The sequence below is a fragment of the Methylomonas rivi genome (assembly GCF_024505165.1).
GTDB lineage: Bacteria > Pseudomonadota > Gammaproteobacteria > Methylococcales > Methylomonadaceae > Methylomonas > Methylomonas rivi.
Window position 1 is genome coordinate 63,929 of record NZ_JANIBK010000001.1, and the last position, 25,782, is coordinate 89,710.

27 protein-coding genes are annotated in these 25,782 nt (G+C 50.4%); 10 read left to right on the forward strand and 17 right to left on the reverse strand.

The window, feature by feature from the left end:
* Positions 1-19 precede the first annotated feature (19 nt).
* A complete protein-coding gene (gene tpx, locus NP596_RS00330; protein WP_256613205.1) occupies positions 20-526 on the forward strand; it encodes a thiol peroxidase in 507 nt (168 codons plus the stop codon).
* Positions 527-580: 54 nt separating this feature from the next.
* Positions 581-1,354, forward strand: a complete 774-nt coding sequence (locus NP596_RS00335; protein WP_256613206.1) for a hypothetical protein — start codon at positions 581-583, stop codon at positions 1,352-1,354.
* 55 nt (positions 1,355-1,409) lie between these two features.
* Here the strand turns inward: NP596_RS00335 and fchA are convergent, their stop codons facing one another.
* Positions 1,410-2,039, reverse strand: a complete 630-nt coding sequence (fchA, locus tag NP596_RS00340; protein WP_256613207.1) for a methenyltetrahydrofolate cyclohydrolase — start codon at positions 2,037-2,039, stop codon at positions 1,410-1,412.
* Positions 2,040-2,139: 100 nt separating this feature from the next.
* Positions 2,140-3,513 (reverse strand): cysteine--tRNA ligase, encoded by a 1,374-nt coding sequence (cysS, locus tag NP596_RS00345; protein ID WP_256613271.1) that lies wholly within the window; start codon positions 3,511-3,513, stop codon positions 2,140-2,142.
* A gap of 111 nt (positions 3,514-3,624) precedes the next feature.
* Between cysS and NP596_RS00350 the strand changes: the two genes are divergently transcribed.
* Together NP596_RS00350 and NP596_RS00355 are read left to right on the forward strand one after the other, a co-directional pair.
* Positions 3,625-4,206: a peptidylprolyl isomerase gene (locus NP596_RS00350; protein ID WP_305891628.1), complete on the forward strand. Its 582-nt coding sequence runs from the start codon at positions 3,625-3,627 to the stop codon at positions 4,204-4,206.
* 49 nt (positions 4,207-4,255) lie between these two features.
* Complete coding sequence (locus NP596_RS00355) at positions 4,256-4,984, forward strand: UDP-2,3-diacylglucosamine diphosphatase (RefSeq protein WP_256613208.1); 729 nt, start codon at positions 4,256-4,258, stop codon at positions 4,982-4,984.
* A gap of 121 nt (positions 4,985-5,105) precedes the next feature.
* Here the strand turns inward: NP596_RS00355 and NP596_RS00360 are convergent, their stop codons facing one another.
* Entirely contained in the window at positions 5,106-5,306 is a 201-nt protein-coding gene (locus NP596_RS00360) for a YgaP family membrane protein (protein WP_256613209.1), read from the reverse strand.
* A gap of 9 nt (positions 5,307-5,315) precedes the next feature.
* Positions 5,316-6,593, reverse strand: a complete 1,278-nt coding sequence (locus NP596_RS00365) for an NAD(P)/FAD-dependent oxidoreductase (RefSeq protein WP_256613210.1) — start codon at positions 6,591-6,593, stop codon at positions 5,316-5,318.
* A gap of 216 nt (positions 6,594-6,809) precedes the next feature.
* Between NP596_RS00365 and msrB the strand changes: the two genes are divergently transcribed.
* The 5 genes from msrB to NP596_RS00390 are packed head-to-tail and all read left to right on the forward strand — an operon-like array spanning position 6,810 to position 13,624.
* Entirely contained in the window at positions 6,810-7,205 is a 396-nt protein-coding gene (gene msrB / locus NP596_RS00370) for a peptide-methionine (R)-S-oxide reductase MsrB (RefSeq protein ID WP_256613211.1), read from the forward strand.
* Complete coding sequence (locus tag NP596_RS00375) at positions 7,202-8,506, forward strand: M18 family aminopeptidase (protein ID WP_256613212.1); 1,305 nt, start codon at positions 7,202-7,204, stop codon at positions 8,504-8,506. The genes msrB and NP596_RS00375 overlap by 4 nt, the downstream gene beginning before the upstream one ends.
* 57 nt (positions 8,507-8,563) lie before the next feature.
* Positions 8,564-9,136, forward strand: a complete 573-nt coding sequence (locus NP596_RS00380) for a YfiR family protein (RefSeq protein ID WP_256613213.1) — start codon at positions 8,564-8,566, stop codon at positions 9,134-9,136.
* Positions 9,129-11,489 carry an EAL domain-containing protein gene (locus NP596_RS00385; protein WP_256613214.1) on the forward strand — a complete coding sequence of 787 codons (2,361 nt, stop codon included), beginning with the start codon at positions 9,129-9,131 and terminating at the stop codon, positions 11,487-11,489. The genes NP596_RS00380 and NP596_RS00385 overlap by 8 nt, the downstream gene beginning before the upstream one ends.
* Before the next feature lie 8 nt (positions 11,490-11,497).
* A complete protein-coding gene (locus tag NP596_RS00390) occupies positions 11,498-13,624 on the forward strand; it encodes a TonB-dependent receptor plug domain-containing protein (protein ID WP_256613215.1) in 2,127 nt (708 codons plus the stop codon).
* Here the strand turns inward: NP596_RS00390 and NP596_RS00395 are convergent.
* The 9 genes from NP596_RS00395 to ffh form a co-directional block, all read right to left on the reverse strand.
* A complete protein-coding gene (locus NP596_RS00395; RefSeq protein ID WP_256613216.1) occupies positions 13,610-14,041 on the reverse strand; it encodes a DNA-binding transcriptional response regulator in 432 nt (143 codons plus the stop codon). The two genes, NP596_RS00390 and NP596_RS00395, sit on opposite strands and share 15 nt — an antisense overlap.
* A gap of 106 nt (positions 14,042-14,147) precedes the next feature.
* Entirely contained in the window at positions 14,148-14,924 is a 777-nt protein-coding gene (lpxA, locus tag NP596_RS00400) for an acyl-ACP--UDP-N-acetylglucosamine O-acyltransferase (protein ID WP_256613217.1), read from the reverse strand.
* A gap of 3 nt (positions 14,925-14,927) precedes the next feature.
* Positions 14,928-15,815: a site-specific tyrosine recombinase XerD gene (xerD, locus tag NP596_RS00405; protein ID WP_256613218.1), complete on the reverse strand. Its 888-nt coding sequence runs from the start codon at positions 15,813-15,815 to the stop codon at positions 14,928-14,930.
* Positions 15,812-16,318 carry a methylated-DNA--[protein]-cysteine S-methyltransferase gene (locus NP596_RS00410; protein WP_256613219.1) on the reverse strand — a complete coding sequence of 169 codons (507 nt, stop codon included), beginning with the start codon at positions 16,316-16,318 and terminating at the stop codon, positions 15,812-15,814. Before NP596_RS00410 ends, xerD begins: the two co-directional genes overlap by 4 nt.
* Before the next feature lie 92 nt (positions 16,319-16,410).
* On the reverse strand, positions 16,411-16,758 hold the full coding sequence (rplS, locus tag NP596_RS00415) for a 50S ribosomal protein L19 (protein ID WP_256613220.1): 348 nt from the start codon (positions 16,756-16,758) through the stop codon (positions 16,411-16,413).
* Entirely contained in the window at positions 16,751-17,512 is a 762-nt protein-coding gene (gene trmD / locus NP596_RS00420) for a tRNA (guanosine(37)-N1)-methyltransferase TrmD (RefSeq protein WP_256613221.1), read from the reverse strand. Before trmD ends, rplS begins: the two co-directional genes overlap by 8 nt.
* A gap of 6 nt (positions 17,513-17,518) precedes the next feature.
* Positions 17,519-18,028, reverse strand: coding sequence for a ribosome maturation factor RimM (gene rimM, locus NP596_RS00425; protein WP_256613222.1), 510 nt, complete (start codon positions 18,026-18,028; stop codon positions 17,519-17,521).
* A gap of 5 nt (positions 18,029-18,033) precedes the next feature.
* On the reverse strand, positions 18,034-18,285 hold the full coding sequence (rpsP, locus tag NP596_RS00430; RefSeq protein ID WP_256613223.1) for a 30S ribosomal protein S16: 252 nt from the start codon (positions 18,283-18,285) through the stop codon (positions 18,034-18,036).
* Positions 18,286-18,368: 83 nt separating this feature from the next.
* Positions 18,369-19,724, reverse strand: a complete 1,356-nt coding sequence (ffh, locus tag NP596_RS00435; RefSeq protein ID WP_256613224.1) for a signal recognition particle protein — start codon at positions 19,722-19,724, stop codon at positions 18,369-18,371.
* A gap of 129 nt (positions 19,725-19,853) precedes the next feature.
* On the opposite strand from ffh, the gene NP596_RS00440 reads away from it, so the two are divergent.
* Positions 19,854-20,654 carry a cytochrome C assembly family protein gene (locus tag NP596_RS00440; protein WP_256613225.1) on the forward strand — a complete coding sequence of 267 codons (801 nt, stop codon included), beginning with the start codon at positions 19,854-19,856 and terminating at the stop codon, positions 20,652-20,654.
* A 5-nt stretch (positions 20,655-20,659) separates the two neighbouring features.
* On the opposite strand, the gene NP596_RS00445 is transcribed toward NP596_RS00440, so the two are convergent.
* The 4 genes from NP596_RS00445 to NP596_RS00460 all read right to left on the reverse strand — a co-directional run bounded on the left by NP596_RS00445 (position 20,660) and on the right by NP596_RS00460 (position 25,776).
* Positions 20,660-20,860, reverse strand: coding sequence for a hypothetical protein (locus NP596_RS00445; RefSeq protein ID WP_256613226.1), 201 nt, complete (start codon positions 20,858-20,860; stop codon positions 20,660-20,662).
* Positions 20,861-20,916: 56 nt separating this feature from the next.
* Positions 20,917-23,430 carry a 6-hydroxymethylpterin diphosphokinase MptE-like protein gene (locus NP596_RS00450; protein WP_256613227.1) on the reverse strand — a complete coding sequence of 838 codons (2,514 nt, stop codon included), beginning with the start codon at positions 23,428-23,430 and terminating at the stop codon, positions 20,917-20,919.
* 21 nt (positions 23,431-23,451) lie between these two features.
* The gene (locus NP596_RS00455) at positions 23,452-24,306 is read right to left on the reverse strand and encodes a flagellin domain-containing protein (RefSeq protein ID WP_256613228.1); all 855 of its coding nucleotides are present in this window, start codon (positions 24,304-24,306) and stop codon (positions 23,452-23,454) included.
* Between the two features lie 393 nt (positions 24,307-24,699).
* On the reverse strand, positions 24,700-25,776 hold the full coding sequence (locus tag NP596_RS00460; RefSeq protein ID WP_256613229.1) for a protein-glutamate methylesterase/protein-glutamine glutaminase: 1,077 nt from the start codon (positions 25,774-25,776) through the stop codon (positions 24,700-24,702).
* Positions 25,777-25,782: the final 6 nt, after the last annotated feature.

Consider the following 25,782-nt stretch of genomic DNA (forward strand, 5'->3'; position numbering starts at 1 on the left):
TTCACTCGGGAGCGCACACATGGCCACCATTACCTTTCAAGGCAAACCCATCAACACCCTAGGCGATCTGCCCGCTGTCGGCGGCAAAGCGCCCGACTTCAAACTCACCAACCGCAAAATGCAGGATGTGGGTCTGGCGGAGTTTGCCGGCAAACGCAAGGTGATGAATATCGTGCCCAGCTTGGATACCCCGACTTGCGCCACCTCTACCCGCAAATTCAACGAAAAGGCCGCCCATCTCGATAACACGGCGGTTTTAACGATTTCCGCCGACCTGCCGTTCGCCCAGGCCCGTTTCTGCGAGATCGAAGGCATCAAGCACGTCACCGCGCTGTCCACTTTCCGCTCCAATTTCGCCCACGATTACGGCGTACAGTTGCTGGATAGTATTTTGGCCGGCCTGACCGCGCGCGCGATAGTAATCATCGATGAAAACGACCGGGTCATCTACACGCAATTGGTCAGCGAAATCGCCGACGAACCGGATTACGCCGGCGCCTTGGCGGTACTCGCCCATCAGGATTAAACCCGACCGTTCGGCATTTCCCGCCCCGAAACCCCGTTATTTCGCCATAACCATATGTCCGGGCAACCCCGCCATTGCCGTGGATGCGGATGCGAGCTCTCTACGATACAAAGCATCCGCGGCCTGTGCGACAACCCGGAGTGCCGCCGCAAGGATGTCGATTTCCAACAGAGGCAGCGGCGCCAGACCGCATTACGGATAATTCGCGCCGGCCTGCCGGCCTCCTGGCAGGCAAAAAACGCCGGCGTGGCTGTTCTGCCCCGCAACACCAAGCGGCTAGTGCCATTGTCCGGCGCCCGCATTGAGGCCTTACGGCAACATCTGGAACATATCGTAATTGAAGCCGGAGAATTGCCGGATCAGGAATTCGAAATCAAGGAAACCTCGACCACCACCAATGGCATAGACGCCAAGCAGGCCGATTTGCCTGTCTTAGGTGCCGCCTGCGGACTGTGCGGCGGCCATTGCTGCGCCACGGGAGGCGACTCCGCCTGGCTCGAACCGGGCACAATCCGGCGCTTGCAATGGCGGCTATTGCCCTTGGCGGATACCCGCATTATTGAGCATTATCTTAGCTTTGTGCCCGAGACCGGCTATGAAAACAGTTGCATTTACCATGCCGAGAACGGTTGCTGCCTGCCCCGCTCAATCCGCTCGAATGTGTGCAATCAATACCTTTGCAAGGGTTTGGCTGAAGTTGTGCAAGGCTTAAAGGATGGAGAAGGACGCTGCGTGGCCGCCACGGTAATCGGCGTTTCGCCGATTACCGTGGCATTAATCGATACCTTGGGCATTTTGGACACGCTCAAACCCGCCGGCGAAGACTAGGCGTTAAGCCAAAATCAACGCCTCGATCCGTGGGTCCGCGCATCGTGGGCACAAACTATAATTTGGCTTTAACAATCCGATAAATCTCTTCCGCTTCACTATCGGCATTTTGCATAAGCGCCTGTAATTCCGCCAATTTGGCTTCGGCGAATTCGCGGTCTTTCAAACCGGCGGCGTTGATAGCCACATTCAAAGCCGCGCTTTTCAACCCGGCATAGGCCGCCATGACCGCCACGCCGGCGTCGCTGATCACGCCCAGATTGCCTTTCTCGGCCGCCACCCTGCTCAAGGCCATGGCTTTGGCACAGGCCTTGGCGCAGGCCAAGGGCACTTCGGTGGCTTCCCGCAACACGGTCTGGATTTGCGCGCTGCGATGGGCTTTTTCTTCGTCATTGGCTTTGGGCAACGCATAACAAGCCATCAGCTTGCCGAACACATCGACATCGGCCTTGATCATACCGACCAACACCGCCCGCAAGTCTTCGGCCTCGGCCAGCAAGACCCGCAGGTCGGCTTCGACCTCCGCGTATTTGGGCTTGCCTATGGTGAGATTGCAAACCATGCTAACCAAGGCAGCCCCCTGCGCACCCATCACCGCTGCGGCGCTGCCGCCGCCGGGCGTGGCTTGTCTGCTGGCCAGTTCGTCCAGGAAGGTTTCCACCGATTTGTCTTTGATTTCCGTCATGTCTTATCTATAGGGTGTAGGCCGGAATAAGCGTTAGCGTTTCCGGCAATCCGCTTCCGCCGGAAACGCCTATCGGCTTATTCCGGCCTACTTCAGTCGATTAATTCTCGCGGCGCCAGATAGTATTACCGCCCGCCACGTCTTCCAACACGATGCCATGTTCTTTGAGTCGATCGCGAATCGCATCGGCCTGCGCCCAGTCTTTGTTGACTTTGGCGGCTTTACGGGCCGCTATAAGTTGGTCGATCTCGGCTTCCGCCAAGCTTTCGTTGCCGGTACCGCCTTTCAAAAAACCGTCGGGATCGTCCTGCAACAAACCAAGAATGCCCGCCAACTGCTTTAAGCTGGCTGCCAACTGGGTTTTATCTTCGGCTTTATTCAGTTCACGGGCCAAATCGAACAACACGGCTAGCGCCACCGGCGTATTAAAATCGTCGTCCATCGCCTGCTCGAAACGCAGTTTATAATCGGCGTCGATAGCCACATCGGTAATCTCGATGCACCTCAAAGCGGTATACAACCGGGTCAGCGCCGCGCCGGCATCGTCCAATTGTTCGTCGGAGTAATTCAACGGGCTGCGGTAATGGCTGGACAGGATGAAGAAGCGGATCACTTCCGGGCGGTATTGCTTGAGCACCTCGCGCACCGTAAAAAAATTACCCAGCGATTTGGACATTTTTTCTTCGTTGACCCGCACGAAGCCGTTATGCATCCAGTAATTGACGAAGGGCTCGCCGGTGGCGCCTTCGGATTGGGCGATTTCGTTTTCGTGATGCGGAAATTGCAGGTCCATGCCGCCGCCGTGTATATCGAAATGGTTACCCAAGCAGCAGGTGGACATCGCCGAGCATTCGATATGCCAGCCGGGCCGGCCTTGCCCCCAAGGCGAATCCCAATACGGCTCGCCGGGCTTGGCCATTTTCCACAACACGAAATCCAAAGGATCGCGTTTGGCGTTATCCACATCCACCCGTTCACCGGCATTCAGGTCTTCGATGTTTTTGCCGGACAATTTGCCGTAGCCCTGAAAGCGGTTCACCGCATAAAACACATCGCCGTTTGCGCCGACGTAGGCGTACTCGCGCTCGATCAGCTTGGCGATCATGGCAATGATGTCGGCAATCGACTGGGTGGCCTTGGGCTCGATGTCCGGCGGCAATACGGCCAACGCCCGTTCGTCTTCATGCATCGCTACTATGAAACGCTCGGTTAGCGCGGAAAAATCCTCGCCGTTTTCGTTGGCCCGCTGAATGATCTTGTCGTCGATGTCGGTAACGTTCCGCACATAGGTCAATTCGTAGCCCGAATACCGTAAATAGCGCGCCACGGTATCGAACACCACCATCACCCTGGCATGGCCGATATGGCAGTAGTCGTACACCGTCATGCCGCAGACATACATGCCGACTTTGCCGGACCGTTTGGGAATGAATTCTTGCTTGCTTCGAGTCAGGGTGTTGTAGATTTTCAGCATCGGATTGAATGGAATACAGCTAAAGACCGGGCAATCTATCAAGATTCCGGCTTCTCTTTCAAGATAAAAACACCTAGAATTGCCGGCTTGCAGCGATTTTTAGGAGCTATTATGCGCAAATCCTTTGTTTACCTGATGCTGTTTTTGTTCTCAACTCTTTCTTTTGCAACGGAAAAACAAATGTCCGACACCCAAACCAAAGTAAAAATGACCACTTCGCTGGGCGCTTTCGTGATCCAACTGGATAACGTTAAAGCCCCGGTTTCCGCCGCCAATTTCGCCGAATACGTCAAAAGCGGTTTTTATGACGGCACGATTTTTCACCGCGTGATTCCCGGTTTTATGGCGCAAGGCGGCGGCTTCGATACCGGCTTTGCGCAAAAAGAAACCAAGGCACCGATCAAAAACGAAGCCGATAACGGTTTGAAAAACAAACGCGGCACGCTGGCGATGGCGCGCACCAACGATCCGAATTCCGCCACCGCGCAGTTTTTCATCAACTATAAGGACAACAGTTTTCTGGACCACACCAGCCCTACCCCCAGCGGCTGGGGTTATGCGGTATTCGGCGAAGTGATCGAAGGCATGGACGTGGTCGACGAGATGGCCAAACAGCCGACCGCTAACCGCGGCATGCATCAGGATGTACCCAAAACCGATATCGTCATCGAAAAAGCCGAAATCGTCGAATAAGCCATTGATTCAGGTTCCGCCGGCCTTGGGCGGAGCCGCCTATCATCCCTTGAAAACAGACATCCTGTTCATCTCTGACCTACACCTCTCGCTGGAAAAACCCGATATTACCCGGCGTTTTCTAAGTTTTTTACAGCACCGCGCCGGACGCGCGCGGGCCTTATACATACTCGGCGATTTATTCGATGCCTGGATAGGCGACGACGACAATACGCCGCCCAATAAAACTATCAAAACGGCCCTTAAAGCGCTAAGCGATGCCGGCACCCGGGTTTTCTTGCTGCAAGGCAACCGCGATTTCCTGCTGGGTTCGCGCTTTGCCGAACAAACCGGCGTGACCCTGCTGGAGGAATACAGCGTGATCGATTTAAACGGCCACCCTACCCTGCTGACCCACGGCGATTTGTTATGCACCGACGATTTGCCTTATCAGGCCTTCCGGATCAAATCCCATAGCGTTGAATGGCAGCGAAACGTGCTATCCAAACCTTTATGGCTACGGCTTCTAGCGGCCCGCTGGTATCGCTTGCGCAGCTACTTCCATAAGCGCAACAAACCCCTGGAGATCATGGATGTCAATCTGCAAACGGTTGCGGAGGTTCTGCAAAAACATCGTTGCCGGACCCTGATTCACGGCCATACCCACCGTCCCGCAACGCACGACTTCACCGTTGATGGCCTGCCTGCCCTGCGTATTGTATTGGCGGACTGGAACAAAGACAGTGGGGAATGTTTATGCTGGAACGGACGAGCCTTTCAGAGGGAAAGGCTGGCATAAAACCGGCGGGCAAAAAAAATCCGGCGGCACTTCGATTAACTCTTCGCACCACCGGATTCGTTACTATCTCCGCGCAAATAGACTCCGGATATACCCAGAAGTTCACTCGGTAATCATTTTTTTAAAAAGCACAGCCGGGTTTTACCCCCAGTTTTTTCAAAATGATAGCCAACGGGCAAAAGCCGGTAAACGAGGCCTGTAACAAATTGGCGCCCACAAAAGCCGTGAACCAAAGCCAATTCGGCGAGTGCCAGTGAGCCAAGCCCAGGCTGATCAAAATAAAACCACCGGCAAACGCCATTACCATGCGATCGATAGACATGACAAGCTCCTATTTCAAACGCACTACGCCCATCAGTTTCAGCATCATGCGTTCATAGAATGGTTCGCTGATACCTTTTCTGATTTTACGCATAAAGTATTTTTCAAAACCGATTTTGGCCAAATGCACCCATTTGCCATGGTTAGACCAGGTGGTGTTGCGCGGCGGAATTTGCGGCACGGCCAAAAATGCTACCCCGGTGTCGCCCAGGTCGGCCAGGCATAGAGCGCTGAGGCTGGGAATATCGGACGGTTCCTTGCCGGCCAGTTCGTCGCGAATATTATGCGCGGTGGCGGTGACCATGGATTCGATCATGTAACCGGTTTTGGGCGTACCCACCGGCACCGGGGTTTTTTCCACTGGCGGCAATGCCACGCAGACGCCGACAGAATAAATATTTTTGTAGGTCGGATTACGCTGATGTTGATCGACAATGACAAATCCGCGTGGATTTACCAAGCCTTCCACACCGCAATTGCGTACCGCATCGACGCCGGTAAAAGCAGGTAACATCATCGAATGCTTAAAGGGGAGTTCGTGTTTTTTCTTTTCGTTACCGTCATTATCCACCTCGGTAACATACATCATTCCCGGCTCGATCTTATCGACCTTAGCATTCGAAATCCATTTGATGGTTTTATCGCGCAACGCGCTTTCCAACAAACCTCTGGTATCGCCAACACCGCCCAAGCCCAAATGACCGACATAAGGCTCGGAAGTCACAAACATCATAGGCACTTTGTCGCGAATTTTACGTTTGCGCAATTCGGTTTCCAGAATCATCAGATACTCGTATGCCGGCCCGAAGCAGGAAGCACCTTGTACCGCACCGATCACAATCGGCCCCGGATCCGCCATGAATTTTTCCCAATCCTGAGCGGCAACCGCAGCGTGATCGACGTGGCAAACGGAGGAGGTATGCCCGCCGTGCGGCCCCAATCCGGGCACCTCGTCAAACGCCAATCGAGGACCGGTGGCGATCACCAAGTAATCGTATGCTTCCGAAGTGCCATCGTCCAAATCGATTTTATTGTTGGCGGCATCAACCTTGACGGCAGCCTTTTGGATGAAGTTGATGCCTTTTTTCTTCATCACCGGCGCCAGTTCGATTTTCAAATCTTCCGGTTTACGCCACTTGGGCGGAATCCAAGGATTAGAAGGCACAAAGTGAAAGGTGGGCGAATCGGAAATTACCGCCACCTCGTGTTCCTTACCAAGCACTTCCCGCATTTCATAGGCCATCGGCACACCGCCGATACCCGCACCTAAAACCACAATTCTAGCCATAGCAATCACCTCTTTGAATGAATAAACAGTTTTCCCGGCCGTGTCGCGGACATTTATTATTGAATTATCGGCTTCGGAAAACAGAGCATCAAGAATATTAGCATTTGATTATATTTGCAACAAAAATATTCTCATCTCCGAGCATAGCGCGTTATGCAGAAAAAGTCTTGCGGCGTACAATAGCCTTCCTTGAAAGATGCAAACGGGAACATACCTATGACCAACCAAGCTGATAATGACGCAAACTGGCGGGAAAAACTCACCCCCGAACAATTTCATGTCTGCCGCGAAAAAGGTACCGAACCGCCTTTTACCGGCAAATACACCGATTGCACCGCGCCCGGCATTTATCATTGCGTGTGTTGCGGAGAGGCTTTGTTTGCTTCCGAACATAAATTCCATTCGGGCTGCGGCTGGCCCAGCTTTTGGGAACCTTTAAACGATACCAGTCTGAGCGAACATGAAGACCATAGCCATGGCATGCACCGCATCGAGGTCACCTGCGGCAAGTGCGGGGCCCATCTGGGCCATGTTTTTCCCGACGGCCCCCAACCTACGGGCCTGCGCTATTGCATCAATTCCGTGGCGTTAGAACTGCAAGATAAACCATGAGTGCACAGCAACAGGTACAAGATTGTCTGGATTTTATCGACGCCAGCCCCAGCCCCTGGCATGTTATCGCCACCCTGGAACAGCGTTTGCACGCGTTTAAATTCCAACGGCTGGATGAGAAGGACGACTGGTGTTTGACCGCGGGCGGACGTTATTATGTGGTGCGCGATGAATCATCGATTATCGTCTTTGTCGCGGGGCGTAAAAACCCAGCCGAGCATGGTTTTAAAATCCTCGGCGCCCATACCGATTCCCCCGGTTTACGTTTAAAGCCCAATCCTGCCATCAAAAGCGACAATTTGCTGCGCTTATCGGTGGAAGTATACGGCGGCCCGATTTTGGCTACCTTTAGCGACCGGGATTTGAGCTTGGCCGGCCGGATTGCCTATCGTACGGCTAACGGCAAAATCGCCAGCCGTTTGGTTCGCTTCGAGCAACCGCTGCTGAGGTTGCCTAATCTGGCGATCCATATGAACCGAGCCGTCAACGAAGACGGACTGAAACTGAACAAACAAACCGAGCTACCGTTGATTTTTGCCTCGGCTACCGACCAGCAATTGCCGTCCGATCAGTTTACGTCTTTATTGACCGGCGCCTCCGGCCTGGAAGCCCAACAAATTTTAAGTTGGGAGTTCAATATCCATGACACCCAAAAAGGTGCGTTCTGGGGCGAAAACCAAGCATTTTACGCCAACAGCCAATTGGACAACCTGACGTCCTGCCACGCCGGCATAACCGCCCTATTAAATGATGCCGCCTTGCACAGCGGCAATACTTTGGTATGCGCTTTTTTCGATCATGAAGAAATCGGCAGCGAAAGCTGTAAAGGCGCGGCGGGCAGCTTTCTGCCGGACGTACTGGAACGCATTGCCCTGGCCCAAACTATAGACAAGCAAGGCTACCAACGCGCGCTGGCCAACAGCCTGATGATCAGTGCCGACATGGCACATGCCTATCAGCCTAATTTTCCCAATGCCTACGAGACTGGCCATAAACTGTGCGTCAATCAAGGGCCTGCTATCAAAATCAATGCCAACCACCGCTACGCCTCGAATTGCCTGTCCGCGGCCGCCTTTATCGATCTGTGCCAACAAGCCGAGGTGCCTTACCAGAAATACGCCCATCGCGGCGATTTGCCCTGCGGCAGTACCATAGGCCCGATCGCCTCCGCCAAACTGGGCATGGCGACCGTCGATGTCGGCAATCCGATGTGGGCCATGCATAGCGTCCGCGAGAGCGCCGGCACCTTGGATCATGGTTACCTGATTAAAGTGCTGAATCAGTTCTTCGCCGCCATGTAGCTTTAATACAAACTTCTACTATTCTTGTCTGCAGGTTTCTACTGATAAGGATATATTTTGGTTTTGTTCGTAAAAGACGGTCTGTCCACACCTCTGTTTGTGGCCGTCACCCGGTTTGTGCTGCTGATTAGTCTAACGGTCGGCATAGCACGGGCCGAGGAAAGCCTCGAATACAAAATCAAAGCCGCCTATCTTTACAATTTCACCAAATTCATTACCTGGCCCGCTCTGCAAGGCACGACTTTTAATATCTGCTTGGTGGGAGGCGATCCTTTTCAGGATTTGCTGGATAGCTTGGAAGCAAAAACCGTACAGGACAAACCTATCCGCATCTTCCGTTACGACAATATTAAGCAGGTAAAAAACTGCCAGCTTGTCTACCTGGACAACACGGATATCCGTATTAATGAGGCCATTCCCAACGCCTTATTGGTGGCTAATCTATCGAATAGCCTGACGGTAAGCAGCCAGCCTTTTTTTGCGGAATCCGGCGGTATGATCGGCTTTGCGCTGGAGCAAGAAAAAGTCAAACTGCATATTAACCTCAAGGTTTTAAAACAGAGCGGCCTGGGCATTAGCGCCAAGCTGATCGAAGTGTCGACCGTCGTTGGGGAGGATGAGCATGAGTAGCTGGTTCTCGCGTTTTTCCATTAAATCCAAACTGTTTTCCATCATCCTGGTTTCCAGCCTGTTCGCGATGCTGTTCGCGTTTATGATTCTGTTTGCCACCAACGTCACCGAAGTTAAACGCAAGGCCATGGAAGACTTCTCGGCCGCGGCGAATCTGATTGCCAACCGCAGTATTGCCGCGGTTATGTTCGATGACCCTGCCTTGGCCAAGGAAAACCTGTCGCCATTAACCAAACTACCCGATTTTAGAAGCGCTTGCGTATACGGCAAACAACAGCAACTGTTTGCCGAATTAGCCATCAACCTTACGCCTTGCCCATTGCGCTCAAATCAACTGCATACACGGGTAGACCAACTGACCTTGCAGGTTTACCAGCCCATGCTGCAGGATCAGGAGCGAATAGGCGGTGTATTGATCGAGGCCGACCTGAGCGGCGCCCTGATTCGGCAATTGCAATTTGTCGGCCTGGTGTTGGTCGTTTTATTTATTGCCTTGGTAGGTTCGTTTTTAATGACCATGCCGTTGCTCAACCGGGTAGCCAAACCTATTACCTTACTAGCGAAGACGGCGCAGAAAATCGGCCTGAATCATGATTATTCGGTTCGCGCGAACAAACACAGCGAGGACGAAATCGGCATTCTGGTGGATTCATTTAACAGTATGCTGGAAACCATAGAATACAAAAACAATAGCCTGCTGGCATTAAAAAATAACTTTCAGGCCTTATACGACAACAATCCGACCATGGTGTTCGACCTGAGTCTAAGCGGTCAAATTCAATCGGTGAACCAATTCGGCGCCAAACAAATCGGGCTCGGCGCCAATCAATTCATAGGCATGTCCATCTTCAGTTTTACCCATCCCGAAGATATCGCCGTTAGCCGCGGTTTTTTCAATGACTGCGTGGCAACCCCTCATCAAGTTCAAAAACAGGAAGTGCGTTTGATCTGCCGGAACGGCAACATTATTTGGGTCAGGCAAACCGCCAGACTGGTGGATACCGCGCAGAACCAGCAACATTTATTGCTGGTATGCGAAGACATCACCGAAACCCGCCGCCTTGCCGATAAAATTGCCTATCAGGCCAGTCACGACGAACTCACCGGCCTAACCAACCGCCGGCAATTCGACGAATATATCCAAACGCTGGTCGAACAAGCCCAGGCAGACAACAGTATTCACGTCATGTGTTATCTGGATTTGGATCAATTCAAGGTCGTAAACGACACCTGCGGCCATTTGGCGGGCGATGAATTACTGCGCCAACTCGGCGAATTACTGCGCCAGCAAGTGCGTAAAACCGATGTGCTGGCCCGTTTGGGCGGCGACGAATTCGGCATCTTGATGTCGCATTGCAATATAGAACAAGCATTACTCACCTGCGAAAAACTGCGTACCTCTATTTGCGACTTTCAATTCGCCTGGGATAACCGGAGTTTCAGCATTAGTGTCAGTATCGGCATTGCTTCCATTGACCGTACCCGAGGCAATGCGGTGGACATTTTAAAAGAAGCCGATGCGGCCTGTTATGCCGCCAAGGAAAAAGGCCGTAACCGCATACACATCTTCAGCTCAACCGATGAAGACTTGGCCGAGCGCCAGGGCGAAATGCAATGGGTGGAAAAAATCAGATTGGGTATAGAAGAGAACCGCTTTCAATTGTATGGGCAACTAATTGTCCCCACTATGCATAGCGAAGAAGGCTTACACTTTGAAACCTTGCTGCGCTACCGCGACGAACAAGGCAACATTATTCCGCCCGGCGCATTTTTACCCGCCGCCGAACGTTACAATATTGCCCCCGCCCTGGACCGCTGGGTGATCAGCAATTTGTTCGAGTACCTGAGCAGCACCCCCGGATTTATCGAGCGCGTCGAACTTTGTTCGGTCAACTTATCGGGACTATCCTTATCCGATGAAACCATGTTGGATTTCATCAGCAAGCAATTCCGCAAGTGGCAAATTCCGACTTATAAAATTTGCTTTGAAATCACCGAAACAGCTGCCATCAGCAATTTATCCTATGCCAAACAATTTATCGACACCTTGCGTAAAAAAGGTTGCCTGTTTTCATTGGACGATTTCGGCAGCGGTTTATCCTCTTTCGCTTACTTAAAAAACTTGCCGGTGGACTTTTTGAAAATTGACGGTTTGTTTGTAAAAGACATTCTGGAAGACAAGATCGACTGGACCATGGTGAAAGCGATTAACGAAGTGGGCCATGTCATGAATAAAAAAACCATTGCCGAATTTGTAGAAAATAAAAACATTTTCGAACTACTGAAAACACTGGGCGTTAACTACGCACAAGGCTATGGCATCGCCAAGCCGGTTCCTTTAAAAGAGCTTTGAGAAACAGCATGCAATACCGTCCCAAACTACAGTTAATGCCATATTTGCTGCTGAGTTGCATGGGCAGTGCTGCGCACGCACAGCATGACATGGACGATTTGATGGAACTATCTCCCGCGCAACTCTCCGATATTTCCGTCAGCATCGCCTCCGGCACCCTGAAAAGCCTGTCCCACTCGGCTGCCGTCACCAGCGTCATCACCTCAGAGCAAATCGCCTCCATGGGCGCCACCGAGTTGCACGAAATTCTTGAAACCGTACCCGGCATGCACGTCACTATCCAACCGGTTACCAACGATTACAGTTACAGCATGCGCGGGATGCGTAACGATACCAACTCCGAAGTATTGCTGATGATGAACGGTACCCGCTTTTCGGTACCGCAACAGGGCACGCATATGGCCGGCATGGTCATTCCGGTCGAGAACATACAGCGGATCGAAGTCATCCGAGGGCCGGGTTCCGCGCTCTATGGCGCGGATGCCTTTGCCGGCGTAATCAATATCGTTACCAAAAAAGCCGCCGATTTGGATGGCGTTACGGTGGGCGCGCGCGGCGGCAATGCGGATACCAAAAGCAGTTGGGGGCAGTACGGCGGACAATGGCAAGGCTGGGACCTCGCCGCCAGTTTGCAATACAGCCATAATGGCGCCGACCCCGACCGGATTATTCAAGCCGATGCCTTGACGGGCACCGGCTTTTCATCCGCGCCCGGCCCCATGCAGACCCAAAACGAGCGCTGGAATGGCCATCTGAATTTACAACGTAAACATTGGGATTTAGGGTTCTGGGCCTTTAATGAAACCGATGCCGGCTTTCGAGCGGGCACGGGCGGAGCATTGGACAATAAAGGCAAATTAAATGGCAGCAACTTTTTAGCGGATGTACGCTACTCGACTGAAAACGATTTCGACGACTGGGAACTGCAAGCGCATGCCAGTTTTTTACATACCGATGTCAATGCCAATATATACAACACGCCTCCGGGTTCTATCCTACCCATCGACTCAACGGGTAATGCAACGAATCAGCCATCGCAAATCCTGGGTATGGTTAGATTTCCCGACGGCATGCGCTTCATCTCCAACAGAAAAAATACCGTCCCCAGTTTTGAAGTCACCAGCATCTACAAAGGCTTTAGCGACCATCTGCTTCGCATGGTCGCCGGCTTCCGTTACGAAGAGCTGAATACTCAAGAAGCGCGCAATTTTGGTGCCGGCGTACTTGACGGCCCCGCTCTTCCTACCACGGCCGGCAGCCTGCAAAACCTGACCGGTACACCTTTTACTTTCTTGGACGACCATCACCGCGATATTTGGTCTCTAGCGATCCAGGATGAGTGGCAGTTTGCACAAGACTGGCACCTGACCACCGGCTTGCGTTTCGATCATTATTCGGATTTCGGTAGCACCTTAAATCCACGCGCGGCGCTGATTTGGGATATCAACTCCGAATTAACCGGTAAAATCCTCTATGGCCAAGCCTATCGCGCGCCCAGCTTTGTGGAACAATATCAACGCAATAGTCCTCAATTCATTGGCAACTCATCGCTTCAGCCGGAAACCATAGAGACAACCGAGCTGGCTTTCGACTATCGGCCGACAACTAACCTCAGAACCACACTCAATCTATATTATTATAAAATCAAAGACCTGATCGGCGGCGAATTTATCACTCAAAATGCCCCCTTGAGCGAAACGAACCTTGCCGGTCAAAGCGCTTACGGCAGCGAATTCGAATGGGATTGGAAGTTTCTCCCCGAATGGAGTCTACGCGGCAATTACGCTTGGCAATACGCCCGCAGCGAAGAAAACCAGCGCCGCGTCAGCAACGTACCGGAACATCATGTTTATAGCGCGCTGGCGTGGAATTTTATGCCGAAATGGCAAATCCAAACTCAAATCAACTGGCTTGGCCACCGCTTGAGCAGCTCTGGAGATACCCGAACCTTGCCGGACTACGAAACCATAGACCTGACCTTAAACGCCAAGCGCTTGTTCGGGCATCTGGATTTAACCGCTTCGGCGCGCAATTTATTCGATAGTCATGGCCGGGAAGCGGCGGTCAGCAGCTATCCTAATAACCTGCCCATTCCCGGTCAAAGCTTTTACTTTGAGGCGTCAGTGCACTTTTAAATATGAATTTTCAAGCATCAGTTGACGGACCGAATCCAGCAAGCTGGCGACCACCCGCCTACTGACCCAGGCTTCACCGCGACTAACGGCCTGGACTAACCGAAAACTGTAATACCGCAAGTCTTGCAGTTCTTGAAAGCCTTTAGCGCCGGACAATAAACACTGTAGCACGCCTTCTTCGGACGTTTGTTCACCGACAACTATTACACTGGCCGCAGGCAACGCGTTAGCCACCAGCCGAATATAATCCGGCGTTTGTTCGCCGCGCAACGCATAACGCAGAAAAACCAGCTCCGGCCGCAGCCTTTCCAGAATATTGAACGCCTGGATTTCATTGGCAAGACAATCGAACTCCGCCTCCACTTCGGCCAAGCTGGCCGATATTTGCCCGGTATTATCAATTATGAGAATCTTCATTCTGGGTTCAAGGCACACAACCTAAGCGCTATACACTCGTCATTAAGAAAGGAAACCAACCGCTCTTCAATCAAGACGAACAAAACCAAAAGAACGCCGGGAAATATCAGTGATTCGAGATATCAACAAAACCGTGCAAGCCGCGTTTTGATTCTACCGCCAACCAGTCGAGTAAGTATTGCAGTTCTTCGGTTTTTTGCAATTCATCCAGGCTTTTTTTATTTTTCAACATTCGAAACGCATTGGATAACACCTTGTAATTTTCGCCGACAATCCCGGCCCGCCTTAAACCGACGATATTAAGCCGGTAATGCTTGGCCGGTCGGCCGCCGATCAGCATAAAGGGAATCACATCCATATTGATACCCGTTGTTCCCTGCACAATTGCATAAGAACCGATCCGGCAAAACTGATGCACAACCACGGCCCCGCCCATGAATACATTATTGCCAACCTCGACATGGCCGCCGATCGCTACATTATTGGCAAAAATAGTCTTATCGCCTACGCTGCAATCATGTGCGACGTGGCTATTATTCATGAAATAACAGCCTGAACCGATTTTGGTGGTCGCCGAGGGTTTGGTCGCCCGATGAGCGGTAAACCCTTCCCTGAAAGCATTGTTGTCCCCGATCTCCAGCCAGGATTCGGTTTGCGGATCGAAGCCCAAATCCTGCGGCAATCCGCCTAAAACCGCATGCGGGTGCAAAATATTGCTTTCGCCCATTTTTACCCGCCCGTGCACGATAGCATGAGCGCCAATCCGGCAATTGGCGCCAATGACAGCGCCGTCCTCGATCACGGCAAATGGGCCCACGCTTACACCGGCAGCCAGTTGAGCATTAGGCGCCACATACGCTAAAGGATGAATAAGATTCGACATGAACTAACCTCTGGGATGAAATTTTGTATGTAATTCTTTCAAGCGGTGCTGCGCGATATGGGTATAAATCTGAGTGGTCGATAAATCCGAATGCCCCAATAGCAGCTGCACCACTCTTAAATCCGCGCCATGATTCAGCAAATGAGTAGCAAATGCATGCCTTAAGGTATGAGGCGACAGATGCTTGTCTATGCCCGCCTGTTTGGCATAGCGTTTGATAATATGCCAGAATGCCTGCCGCGTCATGCAACTGCCACGGGTAGTGACGAACACATAATCGCTTTGCCTGTTACCTAAAATGTCCTGCCTGGCCCCAGACAAATAACCTTCCAACCATGCCATCGCTTCCTCGCCCACGGGCACCAAGCGCTCTTTTTCACCTTTCCCGGTGATTCGTATGCAGCCCTGCCGAAAATTGATCTGTTGAAAGGTAATCTCCACCAATTCCGAAACCCTAAGGCCGGCGGCATACAACAACTCCAACATGGTGCGATCTCTAAACCCCAGGAAATGCGCAGTTTCCGGGGTTTGCAGGAGTCTTTCGACCTCGTCCTCCGACAGTGAGTCAGGCAACAATCGGCCGAGATGCGGCGCATCGATTAATTGCGTGGGATCCGTATCGATCTGTTTTTCACGCACGCAATAACCGTAAAAACGCCGCAAACTGGATAACATCCGAGCAGACGAGCGGCTGCTATTTCCTTGATTTTGCCGATACAGCAAAAATCGCGAAATATCGTTTTCGCTTACCTCCAACACACTCCGATTTTTGAGCCACCTATCGAACTGGGTCAAGTCGCTACCGTAGGCCGCCAAAGTATTCTCGCTAAGCCCGAACTCCAACCATAAGGCATTTAAAAAAGCTTCAATATTTTTCGCTGAACCGCTCACTTGGCAGACTCGGCCACGCTACGTTCATACGCCAACAACCGGCGCTTCAGCAAAATCATTTCACCCTGGCTTTGCCCCATAAATCCGCCGACCCCGCTTTTGGCCACCACTCGATGACAGGGAATGATACCGGCATAAGGGTTATTTTTGCAGGCCTGGGCGACTGCGCGCGGTCCGGAATCCATTTTATCGGCCAAGGCCGAATAGCTGATCACGTCTCCAAAAGGAATACCCAGTAACGCTTGCCAGATCCTTTGATAATATTCGGTACCCTGCCTTAAAAGTTGTACTTCGAGCGGATTGCGATCCGGATTGAGCAAATATGCCTCTACTTGTTTTGCCAGAGCCGACTGATCCCTTTCGCTCCGCGCCGCCGCTTGCCATGAAGCATCGACAATAACATCGCCGACTTTGGTCAGAATTAATTCAGCATTTAATACGGATACCGTTTGCCTAGTTTGCTTACCAAGGGCTTCATGATGCCAAACAATCTTTATCGACATAGCTTTCCCAAATCACGGACAAAAAAAAGGCAGCTAAACGCCGCCTTTTTTGGATCGATTCGCCAATTACACGAACCCGTTTTAAGTTTGAATCAGGATAATTTTTCTTTGATCCGTGCCGCTTTACCGGTCAGGTCGCGCAGATAATACAATTTGGCGCGGCGGACGTCGCCGCGGCGCTTAACTTCGATGCTGCCCACTGAAGGACTGTGAGTTTGGAATACGCGCTCAACACCGACACCGTGAGAAATTTTTCTAACAGTAAAAGCAGAGTTCAAGCCACGGTTACGTTTGGCAATGACGATGCCTTCAAATGCCTGCAGCCTTTCCCGCGCACCTTCCACTACGCGCACCTGCACGACTACGGTATCGCCAGGACCAAATGCCGGCACATCTTTTTTCAGCTGAGCCGCTTCCAATTCTTCAATAATTTTACTCATTACCACACCCTAATTTATCAACTTCAGTTTTAAATTCGCTCAGCAAAGCGTGTTGCTCCGCGGTTAATTGTATTTTTTTCAGCAAATCCGGTCGCCTCAACCAAGTTCGCCCCAGGGATTGCTTCATTCGCCAGCGCTTGATTGCCGCATGATTACCCCCCACCAGTACGCCGGGCACGTTCCCCAGATCGCTTTGCTCCGGCCGGGTATAGTGCGGACAGTCCAACAATCCGTCGTAGTGCGAGTCCTGTTTCGCGGACTCTTCATCGCCTAACACGCCGGGAATCAAACGGGTCACCGAGTCTATAACGACAAGCGCCGCCAGTTCGCCGCCGCTAATCACATAATCTCCCAAAGACCACTCTTCATCGCATACATTTTCGATAAAGCGCTCGTCCATACCCTCGTAACGGCCGGCAATCAGAATCAATTGTTCCGATGTACTGACTTCCTGCAACAATTGCTGAGAAATTAATTTGCCTTGCGGACTTAAACAAATAACCCGCCGACGGGCGAAATGGGTATGCCGCTTAGCTGCATTGACCGCATCCAGTAACGGCTGGTATTTCATTACCATCCCCGGACCGCCGCCGTAAGGCCGGTCATCTACTGTTTTATGCCTATCATGGGTAAAATCGCGAGGATTCCAAACCGCCAGATCGACCAGACCATTTTCAATCGCCTTACCGGTAACGCCGTAACTAGCGGCATCCATTACCATATCAGGAAACAGGCTAACGATGTCAAAACGCATTGGGTATTAAAAATCCGGTTCCCAATCAACAACCATCAAGCCCGCATCCAGATCGATATTCAATACGGTATGCTGCTGCAAAAACGGAATTAACCGCTCGCTTTCGCCGTCCACAACCACCAAAACATCGTTGGCGCCGGTTTCCAGCAGATGATCGACAACGCCAAGCGGTATGCCTTCTTGCGTTTCGACTCTTAGCCCTACCAAGTCCGCCCAGTAGTATTCGCCGGGCTTCGGTTTTGGCAACTGTTGCTTGCGGATTAAAATCTTCCAGCCCATCAGTGCCAGCGCGGCATCACGATCCGCAATGCCTTCCAACTCTGCCACAACAGTATTGCCCTGACGTTGACCGCCAGTGACCTTGACTTCCCTGGTTTGATTGTTTTTCTGCAATATCCAAGGCGAATATCGCAAAATGTTCTCGCGCGGTTCGGTAAACGAAAATACTTTCACCAGCCCCTTTACACCAAAAACGCCGGAAACTTCCCCAGCGTTCAGAAAATCACTGCTTGGCAAATTGCTTAAGCGGCCGCTTTGCCGGCGTCTTTGATCAATCTTGCCACGCGATCAGATGGTTGCGCACCATTGGACTGCCAGTATTGAACGCGCTCGGCATCCAGAACCAATCTCTGCTCGCCGCCGCGCGCCAAGGGATTAAAGAAACCCAAACGCTCGATATAACGGCCGTCGCGGCTGTTTCTGCTATCAGTAACAACAACGTGATAAAAAGGGCGATTTTTGGCGCCGCCCCTGGACAAACGAATGCTTACCATTTGAATACCTTGAACATTGAATCAAAATTTAATTGAACTATTCTACGCGATTTTCGATAGAAAGAAAGCACAAATTACAAAACTCACATTCTCATACCGCGCATATTGCTCTTTAAGCCGCGCACCATGTTGGCGATATTGCCTTTGCTGAACTTCTTCATCATCTTTTCCATCATTTTGTGCTGTTTCAAAATGCGATTGACATCGTGCAGATCTTGACCGCAACCGTTGGCGATACGCTGCTTGCGACTGCCTTTAATCAAGTCGGGAAATTTTCGTTCCTGCGGCGTCATCGAGTTGATGACCGCGATTTGCCGGGCCAGATCCTTGTCGTTCACCTTGTCTTTAACTTCTTTCGGCACGCTTCCCATGCCCGGTAACTTATCCAGCATGGCGCTAACCCCGCCCATGTTTTGCATTTGCTGCAACTGCTCTTTCAAGTCGTTAAGGTCAAAACTTTTGCCTTTTTGGATTTTCTTGGCCAGTTGCTCGGCTTTTTTCTTGTCTACCTTCTCTTCGATATCCTCGATCAGCGACAACACATCGCCCATCCCCAGAATGCGCGATGCCAAGCGATCGGGATAAAACGGCTCCAAGGCGTCGGTTTTTTCGCCCACCCCGATAAATTTGATCGGCTTGCCGGTAATGTGCCGAATCGACAAAGCCGCCCCACCTCTGGCATCGCCATCGGCCTTGGTTAAAATCACCCCGGTCAGCGGCAAGGCGTCATGAAAAGCTTTCGCGGTATTGGCGGCATCCTGGCCTGTCATGCTATCGACCACAAACAAGGTCTCGATCGGCTTAATCGCGGCGTGCAGAGCCTTGATTTCAGACATCATTTCCTCATCGACATGCAGCCGGCCCGCCGTGTCGACGATCAACACGTCGATAAATTGACGCTTGGCGGCATCCACGGCACGATTAACAATATCGACAGGATTTTCCGACGCCTCACTTTCAAAGAAGCGCAGACCAACATCGTCCGCCAATGTTTGCAATTGTTTGATAGCTGCGGGGCGATAGACGTCGACGCTGACCACGCCGACTTTTTTCTTTTTCTTTTCTTTTAAGTGGCGACCCAGCTTTGCCACCGTGGTTGTTTTACCGGCACCTTGAAGACCGGCCATCAACACAATCGCCGGAGGCTGGGTACGCAAATTCAATTCTTCATTTGCAGACCCCATGACTTTTACAAGCTCGGCCTGCACCACCTTAATCATCGCCTGCCCGGGCGACAGACTGGATTGCACTTCCTGCCCCAAGGCACGCTCGGTAACCTGTTGAATAAAGTCAGTCACCACCGGCAACGCCACATCGGCTTCCAGCAACGCCATGCGCACATCGCGCATCGCATCTTGAATGTTTGCCTCGGTCAGACGGCCTTGGCCTTTAAGTTTTTTGAGAGTACCGCTTAGGCGGTCGGTTAAATTATCAAACATATCTGCGTCTTTGATTTTCTATGATTGAGGCTGACACGCACTAACATGAAACAGGTTAGAACAATCCGGTCGCATAGTTTAACATAAGCCTTTCGCAACGCCTTTTTGATTATTTCCAATATTTCAGCCATGAATAGCTTTCTTGTCGGCATCATTTCGGTTTTAAGCTACACCGCAGCCTCGATACTGATTTTCAAAGAATTAATCGCTCGTAGCGAACGGCACCGTAATTCCATCGGACTGGCATGGCTGGGCGCAACCCTGCACGGAATCTATATCATATTGATTTTTCAGGAATTTAATAGCTTTAACTTCAGCTTTTTCAATGCCGCGACACTGGTGGCGCTGTTTATCGTCCTATTGCTATTGATTGCCGCACTGGATAAACCGGTTGAAAACCTAGGCATTGCCATTTTGCCATTGGCCGCAGCCCTGCTAGGCCTGGACATGATTTTTCCGGAAAAAAGCCATCCAATCTCTACGCAAAATTGGGAGATGACTATTCATATCCTGTCATCGATCACCGCGTTTAGCCTACTCAATATAGCCGCGTTGCAAGCCATACTTTTAGCTATCCAAGATCAACAACTCAGAAGCCATAACCCCAAACGCCTGATTGCAGCTCTACCCCCCTTACAAGCAATGGAAACGTTATTGTTTCAAATGATAGGCACGGGGCTGTTTTTTTTAACGGTTTCTTTATTCAGCGGCTTTCTCTTCATAGAAGACTTATTTGCTCAGCATCTTGTACATAAAACCGTGCTATCAATTATTGCCTGGATTATATTTTCCAGCCTCTTGCTTGGCAGAATGCGCTATGGATGGCGAGGAAACACGGCCATCCAATGGACATTAGTCGGATTTATATTGTTGTTGCTGGCTTATTTCGGCAGCAAACTGGTATTGGAACTTATTCTAAAACGGGTCTAACCCAATTAGGCATGAACATCGATTTTACCCGAGCCGGCTACATTACCGGCCGTTTCTATCAGCTTTAATGCCGCCTCGCCTTGCATTTTTTCCACATCCCGAGCCTTTGCCGCCAAAGTTACTTCCAGACTTTGTTTTGCCGAAACCTCTTTCAGCAACGCCGCCATTAATCCCGGCGCATTACCGCCGGATATCGAACCAACCACGACCCACCTCCCGATCCCAAAATAGTCATATCAATTCGGCACTTCTCGGACAAGCTTTAATTGATTGCTCTACCGGTCAACATTTGCCGCTTGATATCGATTGCTGCCTGATGATCCGGTTTTTGAGACAAAATGAAGTCCAACATCATTTCGGCCCCGTCATAACTTTTACATTCGATATACAACATTGCCAGCTTGATTTGCGCCAGCGTATCCGAAGGAAATTGACTCACGTAAGCGCTATAAGCGTCGATTGCATCCAGCATATCGCCTTGCAATCTTTGTATTTCGGCGTAAAAAGGCAAAAAAACCGGGTTCAATTTGGAAAGGCAATCCAAAGCCAAATACACATTATGGATATCATTGTGCTCGATGCCTATCCTGGCAATGCGTATCAAAGCATCCTCAAGCAAAATATCTCCATCCTCAATAATTTTTTGATAGCTATTTAAGGCAAGTTCCGTATCGCCCGCCAACTCAGCCAAATACCCTTTAATCAAATACCGATAAGGTTCCGCGGCTTGTTGCTGTTCATGCTTATCCAAGCTCAGCAGTAAATCCTGCAATTCTTCTAATTTGTTATGCTTGAACAGAAGGCCTGCCCGCTGCCTTACAATAGTTAATTTACTCCGCGCCTTTATCCTTGCAAAATGCCGGGTATCTTTTTGGTTAAGAACTTCCTCGAATTCACGCTCAAATTCGCTGAATAAGGCCGACGTATCAGCGGAAATCGCCACATTCGGGTGCTTAATCCTCCACGCCTTCGCCCGGCCAAAACTTTTATCTTTTCGCCATTGTTCGAACAATAAATCAAAATCGGGATCGGCTTCATTTTCTTGCTGCCGAACAAGCACCCTTTGTATGGCATCCGCGATCAGCCGAGATAACTTCTTAGTCCCTTCATAATAGGCGTCGTAGTATATATTACCGAGTTGCCTGGCTTCCTCAAAAGTCCAATCTTCATCGTTAAAAGGCCTAACCACCTGTATAAACTGCCTAATACCGAATCGTTTCACCAATTTGGCGAAATGACGGTGCTGACGTTTGAATTTCTTTTCTATCTGATCCAGCTTTCTTTTATCTTTATAGTTTTCGAGCAGCCCGGAAGCATTGTACATAGTGTCGTTAATATGCCGGGCTTTCTCGGCCAATCGCTTGATCGCTTGAACCTGAAACTCGGCTCTTTTCAATTCCACCAATACATCCGTTAAATAATCATCTCCCGAAGCGTAAGAAGATACTTTTGCATCAACTACCGACTTGGCATTAATGGAAGTTTCATCGAGTTTTATCTCCGAGAGCGGGATATATTCAACCCCCTCAATCCTGGCCGCCCCTAACGAGCCGTTAATAACCCGCCCTCCCGAACGGACTATTCTTCTGGCCTGCAAACTCAGCGTTTTGATCGCCTGGGCATAATCGTTACCGGTCGGCGCCAAAAATCCGCCATTGGTTTCCACTTGCAAGGAGGTAAGATTGAGTTTGGGGCCTGCCAACTGTTCATTACTGCCTTTGGCATGAGTAAAGCCGTCTCTAGTGAAACACAAGTCCACCCCTGCCAGAATTACGCGCTTGAAGCCTAAATCGTAGGCCACATTAAGCGCCGCATTGGTTACGGTAGGTCCGGCGCCACTCAAATTGGCCACATTCAACGGCGATTCCCAGGGTACGCGCGATCCAAGATACAGCATCAACCCTTGCCATTGATTCAGTAGTTTTGATGAGGCATGATAAGAACAAATAAAAACCGTCCGCGCCCCGAACCGAAACATTTCTTTACTGATGTCGAAACTAATCTCTTGCGGATCCACGGAAAAAACGAAATCCGGCTCAATACCCGCCGCCAATAATTGCCGAGATATTCTGGATACCGCAAAAACCACAAATTGTTCCCGGTGCAACCTAACCCAAGGCAACGCCTCATCTAATGACGGCCCCCCCGCCAAAATCACGACCGTTTGTCCGCCAAAGGCATGCTGGAGTAGCTTGGCCGGCAGCCTATTATCGGCAACATTTTTAATTTGCCGGTCAATAAATGCTTCCTGCCCAATCGCTGTATTATTTTCCCAATTCAATTGCGCCAAAGTTTCAACAATATTCCAGCTCAACTCCGCATATTCGTTTATGAAATCATCTTGAGCACAGAACGCATTAAAAGATCGCACGGCATTAATATAGAAGTAATCGGCTATTTTAAAGTTACGAATAGCCGAAGACCAATCTTGCCAGCTAATACACAATATGCGTTCATTTTGCTCTGCATGCGCAAGTAGGCCTTGTTCCCTTAGCACCGTCAAAACCGATTCCGGCTCGATAAATATATACCGAGAACCTTTTGGAATCGTTTTATTCCGCAAATATTTCGGCAACAACCCCGAGTCTGTCCCGACAATTACATATAAGGTATTTTCATTAAACAAAACCTCGTCAAACTTTGCTTCAAATAAAGTTTTCGCGCTAACCTTATCGAAACTATGGCGATTTAAGTTAAATAAAAACTTATCGCCAAATGAGTTAACTGCTAATGGCCCAAGAATATGAGAACTTACCAAATCATTATTATCGTTCATGTCCCGATTTTTAATACCAAATTATTGCAATAACCGCAAAACGCCTTGAGTAGATTGGTTTGCTTGCGCCAACATCGCAGTACCCGCTTGTTGGAGAATTTGCGCCCTACTTAACTGGGCCGTTTCCGTGGCAAAGTCGGCATCCATAATCCTTGAGCGCGCGGCGCTTTGATTTTCAATAGACGACTGCAAATTGGAAATTGTCGTGGTAAAACGGTTTTGAATAGCGCCCAGGGTAGCACGAAAATTATCAATTTTCTCAATAGCCTTATCAATATGCGTAATGGCTGACATTACATTAGAGAAGGTTGCATTACTACCTATGGAAGCCAAACTCCCGAACAATTGATTTACGCCAGACATATTTTCAAGATTGGAAATAGTGATGCTGATCTGATTATTGGCACTGGTATTCGGCCCCACCTGAAATATCGCATTTGATAACGAGCCATTCAGAATTTTCTTGCCGTTAAACTCAGTATTTTCAATAATTCGATGAATCTCGTTACCGAGCTGCCTAAATTCGGTCTGCAATTTTTCCCGGTCCGCCGAACTGACGGAACCAAAGTTTGCCGCCTGAATGGCCAGGTCCCGCATCCGTTGTAAAGTTTCGGTGATGTTACCCATCCCCGCCTCGGCTGTCTGAGCCATGGAAATTCCGTCGTTGGCATTTCTCATTGCCACGGTCATACCCCGAATTTGAGAAGTCATCCGGTCGGCAATGGCCAATCCAGCCGCATCATCCTTAGCGCTATTGACACGCAAACCCGAAGAAAGCCTCTCCATGGCGCTGCTCAGCGATTCATTTGTTCTGCTTAGCATTCGTTGGCTATTCAACGATGCAATATTGGTATTTATGACCATTGAAGATGGCATGACGGTTCTCCCGAAAAATGATAAATAAACTAGGCTTTATTGCCGCCGCCTATTACCAAACACTTTTCATGCCAAACAAAATTTTATTTTTAATTCAATTATTTATAAACAAAAATACGACCTCGCCAATATTTTGACAGCCCCCATCCGGATGCAAGCGCATAAACACCAGCCTAGTACCGGCAGAAATTTGCCGATGCAACCGCTTGCCGGAGTAATGTTTGTATTGCCGTGCGTAATTCGATTCTATTCGATGCCGCGACCAAGCAAGCCTGATCAATCTTAGAGTAGAGAGTCTGGATACATCCGCATTTGCGCGGAGAAAAAATGAGGGGGCGCTGGAGAACTTCGGCAAAAACGAAAAAACCATCCTCGATCCAGCGTTATTAAATTTTATTTACCGTAACGTTCAATACAGCCGGCAATGGCCTGCAAAGGCAGTTCCTGTTGCACCGCGCCAAGTTTAACAGCCTCTTTAGGCATGCCGTACACCACACAACTCTGCTCATCCTGGGCAACGGTTTGCGCGCCTGCGTTAAATAACTCCCTCAATCCCCGCGCACCGTCATCGCCCATGCCCGTCATGATAATGCCCAAGGCATTTTTGCCTGCCCATTTAGCAACCGACCGGAACAATACGTCCACGGACGGACGGTGCCGGTTTACCAATGGCCCATCCTGCACATCAACGACATACTGGGCGCCGCTACGTCTGATCGACATATGCTTACCGCCCGGGGCGATTAAAGCCCGGCCGGGAATCACCCGGTCGCCGCTAGCCGCTTCTTTAACCTCGATCTCGCTTAGACTGTTCAAGCGCGCGGAAAAGGCCGCGGTAAACTTTTCCGGCATGTGCTGTACGATGACGATACCCGGACAAACGCGCGAAAGCCGGGTTAAAACCATTTCCAACGCTTGCGTCCCTCCGGTGGATGTGCCTATGGCAACCAGCCTATCGGTAGTTGACGCCATAGCCAAGCTGCCGCTCGAAATATCCGCTTGAGGCTTGGAAATCGCTGACGGCCTCGAGTTTGCCATGGTCATGGCTTTCATGCGCCGCATATCGGTCATCGCGGCCGCTTTTACCGCATGAATAATATCTCCGGAATCGTCCTCCAAAAAGCTTCTCAAACCTGCTTTAGGTTTGGTCACAATGCCCACCGCGCCAGCGGACAATGCTTGCAATGTGGTTTCCGCCCCTTTTTCGGTGAGCGTGGAACAAATCACAACCGGCGTAGGCCTCACGGACATAATTTTTTTTAGAAAGGTAATACCATCCATCCGCGGCATTTCCACGTCGAGAACCACCACATCCGGCCAGTCCTGATTCATCTTCGCCATCGCAAAGATCGGATCGGATACGGCGCCGATCACCTCTATACTGTCGCACTTCTCGAGCATTTGTGTGAGCACCTGCCGGACCACCGCCGAGTCGTCGACAATTAAAGCTCTAATTTTATTGGATTGCATGCATTC